General features: G+C 56.9%; 11 protein-coding genes. 8 read left to right on the forward strand and 3 right to left on the reverse strand.

The genetic code is table 11. The annotated features are described in order from the left end of the window. A partial coding sequence (locus EOM25_09925; GenBank protein ID NCC25494.1) for a 2-oxoacid:ferredoxin oxidoreductase subunit beta occupies positions 1 to 531 on the forward strand: 531 nt, incomplete at its 5' end. After that, positions 528 to 1115 (forward strand): pyruvate ferredoxin oxidoreductase, encoded by a 588-nt coding sequence (locus EOM25_09930; protein ID NCC25495.1) that lies wholly within the window; start codon positions 528 to 530, stop codon positions 1113 to 1115. The genes EOM25_09925 and EOM25_09930, both read left to right, overlap by 4 nt. 29 nt (positions 1116 to 1144) lie before the next feature. Here the strand turns inward: EOM25_09930 and EOM25_09935 are convergent, their stop codons facing one another. Both EOM25_09935 and EOM25_09940 read right to left on the reverse strand, forming a co-directional pair. Continuing rightward, complete coding sequence (locus EOM25_09935; GenBank protein NCC25496.1) at positions 1145 to 1735, reverse strand: DedA family protein; 591 nt, start codon at positions 1733 to 1735, stop codon at positions 1145 to 1147. Positions 1736 to 1760: 25 nt separating this feature from the next. Beyond that, positions 1761 to 2291 carry an amino acid-binding protein gene (locus EOM25_09940; GenBank protein ID NCC25497.1) on the reverse strand — a complete coding sequence of 177 codons (531 nt, stop codon included), beginning with the start codon at positions 2289 to 2291 and terminating at the stop codon, positions 1761 to 1763. Positions 2292 to 2754: 463 nt separating this feature from the next. On the opposite strand from EOM25_09940, the gene EOM25_09945 reads away from it, so the two are divergent. The 5 genes from EOM25_09945 to EOM25_09965 all read left to right on the forward strand — a co-directional run bounded on the left by EOM25_09945 (position 2755) and on the right by EOM25_09965 (position 6995). Continuing rightward, positions 2755 to 3711: a twin-arginine translocation signal domain-containing protein gene (locus EOM25_09945; protein ID NCC25498.1), complete on the forward strand. Its 957-nt coding sequence runs from the start codon at positions 2755 to 2757 to the stop codon at positions 3709 to 3711. An 89-nt stretch (positions 3712 to 3800) separates the two neighbouring features. Then, positions 3801 to 5510 (forward strand): nickel-dependent hydrogenase large subunit, encoded by a 1710-nt coding sequence (locus EOM25_09950; GenBank protein NCC25499.1) that lies wholly within the window; start codon positions 3801 to 3803, stop codon positions 5508 to 5510. 82 nt (positions 5511 to 5592) lie between these two features. Beyond that, complete coding sequence (gene hybD / locus EOM25_09955; GenBank protein ID NCC25500.1) at positions 5593 to 6117, forward strand: HyaD/HybD family hydrogenase maturation endopeptidase; 525 nt, start codon at positions 5593 to 5595, stop codon at positions 6115 to 6117. Positions 6118 to 6132: 15 nt separating this feature from the next. Further along, positions 6133 to 6390, forward strand: a complete 258-nt coding sequence (locus EOM25_09960; GenBank protein NCC25501.1) for a HypC/HybG/HupF family hydrogenase formation chaperone — start codon at positions 6133 to 6135, stop codon at positions 6388 to 6390. A 254-nt stretch (positions 6391 to 6644) separates the two neighbouring features. Then, entirely contained in the window at positions 6645 to 6995 is a 351-nt protein-coding gene (locus EOM25_09965; GenBank protein NCC25502.1) for a hypothetical protein, read from the forward strand. Here the strand turns inward: EOM25_09965 and EOM25_09970 are convergent. Next, positions 6985 to 8769 (reverse strand): ATP-binding cassette domain-containing protein, encoded by a 1785-nt coding sequence (locus tag EOM25_09970; protein NCC25503.1) that lies wholly within the window; start codon positions 8767 to 8769, stop codon positions 6985 to 6987. The genes EOM25_09965 and EOM25_09970 overlap by 11 nt on opposite strands. Positions 8770 to 8897: 128 nt before the next feature. Between EOM25_09970 and EOM25_09975 the strand changes: the two genes are divergently transcribed. Continuing rightward, a partial coding sequence (locus EOM25_09975) for an HlyD family efflux transporter periplasmic adaptor subunit (GenBank protein ID NCC25504.1) occupies positions 8898 to 9807 on the forward strand: 910 nt, incomplete at its 3' end.

The following is a 9807-nucleotide window of genomic DNA, read 5'->3' on the forward strand; positions in this document are numbered from 1 at the left end:
CTGGCCATCGGCGGCAACCATCTCATTCACGCCGCCCGCAAGAATATCGGACTGACGGCCCTGATTCTGAACAACAACATCTATGGCATGACCGGTGGGCAGAAATCCCCCACCAGCCCCTTCGGATCCGTCACGTCAACCAGCCCCTTCGGCCAGATCGAGAAGGACTTCGACGTTGTCGAACTTCTGAAAGCCGCAGGAGCCAACTACGTGGCCCGAAGCACAGTCATGCACGTCAATCTCATGGACCGTCTGCTCCAGGAGGCCTTGACCAAGCCCGGCTTCAATGTCCTTGAAGTCATGACCCCCTGCCACACCCAGTATGGGCGTAAGAACAAGTTCAAGACCAACGTCGAAATGTACAAATGGTACAAGAAGACGGCCATGCCCCTGGATCGTTTCCTGGAACTCCCGCCGGATAAACAGAAGGACCGGATCCCCATAGGCGTCTTTGCCGACCGAGGATGCCCGGGTCTGGAGGAGCGGTACTACGGACTCAAGGAAAGATTGACCACGGGGGGCACGCGATGAAACCGAAAATCCCCATTGAACGCTTCGAAATCAGGCTGTCAGGATTGGGCGGTCAGGGAATTTTGACTCTGGGCCGAATCATGGGCGAGGCCCTGGCTCTCCACCATGGTTACGAGGTCGCCCAGACCCAGAGTTACGGACCCGAGGCCCGCGGAGGGGCCAGCCGCGCGGATTTGGTGATCAGTATGGACCGCATCAGCTACCCCAAGCCGGTCAGCCTGGATCTTCTGGTGGCTCTGAGCCAGGAGGCTTGCAACCTCTACTTCAGAAACCTCAAACCCGAAGGCCGTTTGCTGGTCGACACCACTCTGGTCAGTCAGACCCCGTCCAATGTATTCTGGGGCCTGCCGTTCACCGAGCTGGCCAAGGAAAAAATTGGGCTGGCCCAGACCACCAATGTGGTCGCCCTCGGGGCCTTGAGCCACATCCTGCCCTTCATGAACCCCGCGGCAGTCAAAAAATGCCTGTTGGGGATTCTTCCCCCCAAGATTCACGAAATCAACAAAAAGGCCTTCGACCTTGGACTCAAGCAGGCCAAAAAGCATCTGGCCGACTCACCGACAGATTGGGGTCTCTCCTCTTGATGACTACGAGGCGTGCCCTACGCAGTCATTCATGGCCGGCCAGGAAACCGTTTGCCCGCACTGTCCTTTCCCTTTCTCCAGATGTGGTGCCAGGCCGCCCAGGAGACTCCTGCGGCCAGGACCAGCATGGTTAGAATCGCCCATCCCCAAACCTTGAACTCCCCTATCAGGGCCGTCAATCCCTGGCCGAACCCGTAGCCGACCGAGGCCAAAACCACCGACCAGACCCAGGACCCGACGGCATTGAAAATGAGAAATCGGGGCCATGGGTATTTCCACAACCCTACGCCCAACGCCCCTGCCGTTCGAAAGCCAGGGATGAACCTCGCCCCCATGACGAATAGAGCCTTCCATCGAAAAAGCAGGGCCTCAATCCGTTCGATCTTCCCTCGGACCCGCTCGACCCTGCCTGCGGCGAATCCAACTCCATACCGACCGAAGGCGTACCAGACAAGGCAATCCACAAAGCTTCCAACAGCCCCGGCGGCAACCACCCATGGAAACAGTTCCATGAGACCTCTGTGGGCGGCGAATCCGGCCAGGGTCAGGACGGTTCCTCCTTCCAGCACCGTACCGATGACAATGGCCACATATCCGTATTGGGCCAGGAACTCTTCCAACTCGCTCTCCTCTATGTCCTGACCTTCAAATTCTATTGATGGCCTCAAATATCTCCCGGTGCTGGACACTGGAACTCAGCCCGAACCGAGCGGCCGTAACGTCGATTCGAGACTTGAAATCCGTCAGGTCCGTCCCGGACAGGACATCGATCTCAAAAATCATCGAGAAAGTCTCCTCCCGCTTGATGGCCTTAAGATTGGTGATATTGCACCCGAAGCTGCTCATGACCCGACTGAAGGCCGCGATCTGCCCGGGGCAGTCCGGACCTGTGGTCGTGACCACGAAGGCCCAGGCTGCCAAGGCAGAAGCCTGCCGCTCGGAACGAGCGACGGGCTTCACCTTCAGAGACAGCCCACGTCGCCTCAGATGCTCCCTGAGCGTTGCCTCCAGGCCCGTGGGTTCACCTCCGGAAACAATGAAAATCGCCGCGAATTCGCCTTGCAGAATGGTCTGGGTCAAATCCTCGATATTGAATCCCAAATCCAGGAGGCATTCGGACACGTCGGCCACGATACCGGGACGATCCTCGCCGAGCACGGACAAAGCATAGGTCATGGGTTTCTCCTCGCGGTCCGGTCCAAGACCACGTTTTCGGTCTTATCTTTCGGATAATTTCAAAACGAATAACGAAGCTACAAACAAAAATTTAAAATAAATAACACGGAAAAAATAATTATTTATTTTTCAAATATAAATAATATTAACATAATATAATTTATAATATTTTATTGTCGCTTCAAGAATTTACTACCTCTAAATCAATAGCTTATAAACAACAAGCAAAAAAATACTCCTCTTTGCCCTTCCAATGGCATTGACCTAACTCGAACATTTTCGTTAGTAATTGCAGCAGTAACAGGTTGTGCGGCGGAGATGTACTTTGCGGACTACTGTCCGGACTTGATGTTTTCTCCACCCGTCTGGGAACTTGACCCTTCGTTGGGGTCTTAACCGCATCCGCCTGCCCGGGATTGTCCCAATGCAAGCGGTAAGCCTATTTCGAGGAAGGGAGGTTGTTATGAAGTTTTCCGTAGGTCTTGGAAAAGACAATGCCGAGGAACGGCTCAAAGCCTCGGGCGTGTCACGTCGTGACTTCATGAAGTTCTGTACTGCGGTGGCCGCCGTCATGGGAATGGAGGCGTCCTTTGCGTACAAGGTGGCACACGCTCTGACCGCCAAGCGCCGTCCGTCCGTGGTCTGGTTGCACAACGCCGAATGCACCGGATGCTCCGAATCCATCCTGAGGACAGTTGAGCCTTACGTCGACTCACTGATCCTTGACACCATTTCTCTTGACTACCACGAGACCCTCATGGCCGCCGCTGGCCATCCGGCCGAGGAGGCCCTGCACCAGGCCGTGTCTTCGCCCCACGGTTTCATCTGCGTCGTCGAGGGAGCCATCCCCACCAAGGACGGTGGTCTGTACGGCAAGGTCGGCGGTCGGACCATGCTCGAAATCTGTTCCGACATCATTCCCAAAGCCCAGGCTGTCATCTCTTATGGTACCTGCGCAACCTACGGCGGTGTCCAGGCCGCGGCCCCGAATCCGACCGGAGCCAAGGGTGTCAACGACGCTCTGAAGTCCCTGGGAGTCAATTCCATCAACATCCCCGGTTGTCCGCCCAATCCCTACAACTTGGTCGGCACCATTGTTCATTACCTGACCAAGCAGTCCATCCCCGAACTGGATGACTACAATCGTCCGCTCATGTTCTACGGCGAGAGTGTTCACGATCTCTGCGAACGCCTCGACCACTTCAACAACGGCGAATTTGCCCCATCCTTCGATTCAGAAGAGGCCCGCAAGGGATGGTGCCTGTATCAGTTGGGCTGCAAGGGTCCCATGACCTTCAACAACTGCCCGAAGATTAAATTCAACCAGACCAACTGGCCGGTCCAGGCCGGACATCCCTGCATCGGCTGTAGCGAGCCGGATTTCTGGGATTCCATGAGCCCCTTCTACGAGGAAGGCTAGAGACTCCGGCCACTGCCTTCAAGGCAATGGCTCCGGACCGAAAGTGGTGAAAACCAAAACGACAATCAAAGAATCGGAGGATTGAACATATGTCCGGTTGCAAGCCAAGTTCCGCTCCCGGGGTAATGGCCACCCCGTTCGCCAAACAGTTCAACGGCCCCATCGTCGTTGATCCGGTCACCCGCATTGAGGGTCACCTGAAGATCGAGGTCGAGGTCGAAAACGGCAAGGTCAAAGACGTCTGGTCCAGCTCCCAGCTCTTCCGGGGTCTGGAGACCATCCTCAAGGGCCGCGACCCCAGAGACGCCCAGCATTTTACCCAACGGGCCTGCGGCGTGTGCACCTACACCCACGCCCTGGCCTCCACCCGGTGCGTGGACAACGCCGTCGGCGTCGACAAGAACCTGCCGGCCAACGCTCGCATCATCCGCAACTTGGTCATGGCTTCCCAGTATCTGCATGACCACATCGTCCATTTCTATCATCTCCATGCCCTGGACTGGGTTGATGTCGCCAGCATCCTGGCCGCTGATCCCAAAAAGGCCGCCAGCATCGCCACGAGCATCTCGCCCAAAAAAACCACGGCCGAAGACCTCAAAGCCGTTCAAGACCGGGTCAAGGCCCTCATCGACAGCGGTCAGCTGGGCATCTTCACCAACGCCTTCTTCTTGGGCGGGCACGATGCGTACTATCTGCCCCCGGAGATCAACCTCATCGCCACGGCCCACTACCTGGAAGCCCTGCATCTGCAGGTCAAAGCCGCCCGGGCCATGGCCGTCTTCGGTGCCAAGAACCCCCACACCCAGTTCACCGTCGTTGGCGGGGTGACCTGCTACGAAGGTCTGACCCCAGCCAGGATCAAGGAATACGTCTCCCTTTGGAAGGAGACCAAGCAGTTCATCGACGAGTGCTATGTCCCCGATGTGGTTGCCGTTGCCAAGTACTACAAAGACTGGGCCGGCATCGGCGGAACCACTAACTTCCTGACCTTCGGCGAGTTCCCGACCGTCGAAAACGATCTGAACAGCCGCTGGCTGCCGGCAGGTGTCATCTGGAACCGCAACTTGGCTCAGGTCGACCCCTTCCATCCTGACTACGTTCTTGAACACGTCCGCCACAGCTGGTACAAGGGCGACGCAGCTCTGCATCCCTATAAGGGTGTCACCGACCCACAGTACACCTCCTACACGGATCGCGACCGCTATTCTTGGATGAAGGCTCCCCGATACCAGGGGGCTCCCATGGAAGTCGGCCCCTTGGCCGCCATGCTCGTGGCCTACGGAAAGGGCCAGCCTGAAGTACAGGCCGTGGTCAACTACGTTCTTAAAGAACTGAACGTCGGCCCCGAGGCCCTGTTCTCTACCCTGGGCCGCACCGCTGCCCGCTGTATCGAGGCCAAGGTCACCTCCGACAAGACCGGAGACTGGGTCAACGAACTGGAAAACAACCTGGCCAAGGGTGACAATGTCATTTACAAAGATTGGAAAATGCCCGACCAGGCCGAGGGTGTCGGTTATGCCACCGCCCCCCGCGGTGCCCTAAGCCACTGGATCAAGATCAAGGGCGGCAAGATCGAGAACTTCCAGCTTGTGGTTCCTTCCACATGGAACTTTGGCCCGCGGTGCGCCGCCGGCAAGATCGGACCGGTTGAAGAGGCCCTTGTCGGCACTCCCATCGCCGACCCCAAGCGTCCGGTGGAAATCCTCCGCACGGTTCACTCCTTTGATCCCTGCATCGCCTGCGGCGTGCACGTCATCGACTCCAGGACCAATGAAGTCTACAAGTTCAAGGTCCTGTAGTCCCATTTGATACCATTCAATCCAAAGGCGGGGGCCTGAATTTCAGGCCCCCGCCTTTTCATCGTGCAGGGAGCGGAAAGCGATGGCAGTTAACCGGAAGAGGATTCTGATCCTTGGCGTGGGCAATGTCCTGTTCACCGACGAAGGTGTCGGGGTCAGGGCCGCCATGGATCTAGAAAGAGAATTCGAGTTCACCGACAACATCACCGTCATGGACGGAGGAACCCTGGGTACCAAGCTCATGGGCCCGATCATGGAGTCAGACCTTTTGATCGTCATTGACGCCGTCCTGGGCGACGGTCAGCCCGGCGATATCTACCACCTGACCGGTGAGGATCTGCGGAAAAGTCTGGCCTTCAAGAACTCCCTTCACCAGACCGATCTGGTGGACACCCTCATTTATTGCGAACTGGCCGGCCATCGGCCCGAGGCTATCATCATCGGCATGGAACCTCACGATTATAAAACCATGTCCACGGGGCTCTCGGAAAAAGCCGAGTCATGTCTGCCGACCCTCAAGGAAGCCGTCCTAAAAGAAATCGGGAAATGGGGTGGAACAGCGATTCGGCGTTCGGTTACATTGCCTGATGAATCCCCCTTTATCTAACAAGGAGCTGTGACCGTGTGCCTGGCCATCCCATCACAGATCAAGTCTATTGAAAATGGCGTTGCCGTCTGCCGAGTCGGAGAAGGCGAAACCGAGGTAAAGGCCTCGCTGATGATCATTGACGAACCTGTCGAGGTCGGCGACTTCGTCATCATGCACGCCGGATTTGCCATCAGAAAACTTGACCTCAAGGAAGCACAGGAATCGTTGAACATCCTCAGGGATATGGCCCGCATAGCCGGGTCCGATCCAAACGAGGAAATCAATTTCTGAGCAACAAAATTTGTCCTTTCCGAAGCCATCGGCTATGTATCTGTGAACCATGCAGGGAGCTGATCACGCCAATTTTTCTAACCGTTTCAACTGCCTCGCCGCTCTTCCCAGAGTGTCATTTTTATTTTATCATATTGATTTAAAAAGATAAATCTTCGTTGACTTCAACGGCCAGGAAGACGATATAACCGCTTCCCAGCCCGCCTTGATCGCCCTTTCGTAGGCAGGCCCAACCCCATCCCCCCGAGGCCCGCATGCGGTCGCCCCTTGTCCTGGCCATAATCCTTCTGGTGGCCAGCAACGCCTTCATGACCATAGCCTGGTACGGCCACCTCAAATATCTCAGGAATTCCATGTGGCTGGTGGCCGCACTGCTCAGTTGGGGCGTGGCTCTCTTTGAATACCTCCTCCAAGTTCCGGCGAATCGTCTGGGTCATCAATCCTTAACCATCCCCCAGTTGAAGATCCTGCAGGAAGTCATTTCCTTGGCGGTCTTCATTCCCATTGCCATCCTCGTCCTGGGGGAACGGCCCAGACTGGGCTACTACCTGGCCTCCTGCTGCCTGGCCGGGGCCGTGTATTTCATCTTCTGGTTCAAAGACTGACATCGGGCTTGGCGGCCCCGGGCTCGAACTGCATGCTGTGCAGCTTGGCGTACAAGGAACAACCGGCCAAAAGTTCGGCATGGTCGCCGATGCTGATGATGCGCCCCTTTTCCATGACCACGATCCGGTCTGCGGACAAGACTGTGGACAACCGGTGGGCGATGATAATGCTGGTCCGCTCCTTCATCAGATTATCCAGGGCCATCTGCACGATGCGCTCGGACTCTGTGTCCAAGGCGCTGGTGGCCTCGTCGAGAATGAGCAAGGGCGGGTTCTTCAGTAAAGCCCTGGCAATGGTGATCCGCTGCTTCTGTCCACCCGACAGCTTCACTCCCCGCTCGCCAATGACCGTGTCGTAACCGTTGTCCATTTCGACAATGAAATCATGGGCAAAAGCCGTCCTGGCCGCCCGCTCGACGTCCTCGCGCGTCACGCCCTGGCTACCGTAGGCGATATTGTCGTGAATGCTGGCATTGAATAGGAAGTTATCCTGGGAGACGATGCCCATGGATCGTCTGAGGCTGTTCAGGGTGTATTCCTCCAAGGGTTGGGTGTTCAGAAGGATGGTGCCCTCCTGGGGTAGATAGAATCTCGGAATCAGATTGACCAAGGTGGTCTTCCCGGATCCACTGGGGCCGACAATGGCCAGCTTCTCGCCGTGCCCGATGTTCAGATCGATTTTTTGCAGGGCCGGAACATTTGTTCCCGGATAGGTAAAGCCCACCCCCTTGAGTTCCAGTCGCTCGAACACCGGGGACACCTCCCTGCTTCCACCATCCTCGACGATCACCTCGGGAGAATCCAGAACCTCGAATACCCGCTCAGCTCCGGCCAGAGCCCTCTGGATGGTCATGTTGGCATCGTTTAGCTTCTTGACCGGGTCGTAGAGCATGATCAGGGCGGTCATGAAGGAAAAGAACGTCCCGGGCGTGGACTCGCCCGAGATGACCTGCATACCTCCGTACCAGACGATAAGGCCCATACCCAAGGCCCCGATAAGCTCCATGACCGGCGAAGACAATTCGTTGTAGACTATTTCGCCTACGGCCACCTTGACCAGACGTTCGTTCTCCCGCTCGAAAGAGCTGGCCTCCTTCTTTTCCGTCCCAAAGGCCTTGACCACCCGAATTCCGCTGAAAATCTCCTGAAGGAACACAGAAATGTCTGAGATCTTGGCCTGATTCTTTCGACCCAGACGCCGGAGCTTTCGTCCGAAGTAGATGAACGGATACACGGCCAGGGGCAGGACCAGAACGGCAAAGGATGCCAGATAGGGATCACGCCAGAACACGACCACCAAAAGACCAGCCATGGTCAAAACCTGCCGGACCAGCATGACCATGGCCGGAAGGCTCCGGCGGATCTCGGTCACGTCGTTCAAGATCCTGGACATGAGCATGCCCACCTGGTTGTCCTCGAAAAACCGGCAGGGTAGCCGGACGACCTTGGCGAAGAGTTCGTTTCGCAGGGTCTCGAGGACCTTCAGGCCGCAATAGTTCATTTCGTAATTCTGCAAAAACCGAAAAATCCCCTTGACCAGGAAGACCGCCACCAGGATCAGGGGAAGCCAGAGCAGGGCCTTGGGGTCCTTGTTGATGAAGATATCGTCCAGGGCTGGCTTGACCAGAAAGGCCACCGCTCCGGTGCAGGCCGCGACGATGGCCATGGACACCAGGGAAATGACGATTCTGAACTTGAACGGCAGGAAATAGAGCAACGAGCGCTTGATGAGCCGTAAACTATCTGCCCGTTGCAATTCATATTGAAGTTTCATGTATCCACCGTTGAGGTTGCGTGATGGAAATCGTCCAATAAAAGGACCGCCATGGGAAGTGCTTGCAAATCACGTCCATGTCAAATCCGGGCTTGCGGGGAATCGTCTGTTTGATATAGGGAAAAAACATGCTGGAAATTAATTGGGTTCGGCCTCATCTCGTTTCCATATTGCCCTGCCTCTGCCTCGTGCTGGCCATGGTCTCGGGATGCCGGCCGGACCAATCCCAGTCATGGCAGGGCTATGTCGAGGGGGAATACGTCTATGTCGCCGCCCCAAAGGGCGGCAAACTTCTCTCCAGGCCTCTTTCCAGAGGCCAGGAAGTAATAGCTGGAACCCTGGCCTTCGCCCTTGACGATGTCTTTGAACTGGCCGCCGTGGACGCAGCCCGACAGGAACTTGAGCAGTCCAGAAGCACCCTGGCCGACATGCGCAAAGGCGCCAGACCGTCGGAGCGGGAGACCATCCAGGCCCGTCTGGACAAGGCCAAGGCCGAGGCCGAACTGGCCCGTCTTGAATACGACCGCCGAATCGACCTGCTCGATGACGGAACCATCGCCCGCGAAGATCTGGACAAAAAAAAGAGCCTGTACGAGACGGCCTCCCAACAGGTCCGACAGATCGAAGCTGAATTGCGGACTTCGGCCTTGGGCTCGCGCATCGACGCCATCCGGGCCGCCGAAGCCCAGGTCCGGGCCGCCGAGGCCGGATTGGCCCAGGCGATCTGGAATCTGGACCAAAGAACCCAGAACGCCTCGGTCTCCGGCTTGGTTTTCGACACCTTCTTCAACCCCGGGGACTGGGTTCCGGCCGGACGACCCGTTTTGGCCATCCTGCCCCCGGGCCTGCGAAAGGTCCGATTCTTTGTTCCCGAGCCCCTTCTCGGGTCCATCCGCCCCGGACAGACCGTCAGGGTAACCTGGGACGGCCAGTCCGAACCATTGGCCTGCACGGTCAGCTACGTCTCCACTCGGGTCGAATACACCCCGCCGGTCATCTACTCCAGCCAGAGTCGGGCCAAGCTGGTCTTCATGGTCG

Source organism: Deltaproteobacteria bacterium, from assembly GCA_009929795.1.
Taxonomy (GTDB): domain Bacteria; phylum Desulfobacterota; class Desulfovibrionia; order Desulfovibrionales; family Desulfomicrobiaceae; genus RZZR01.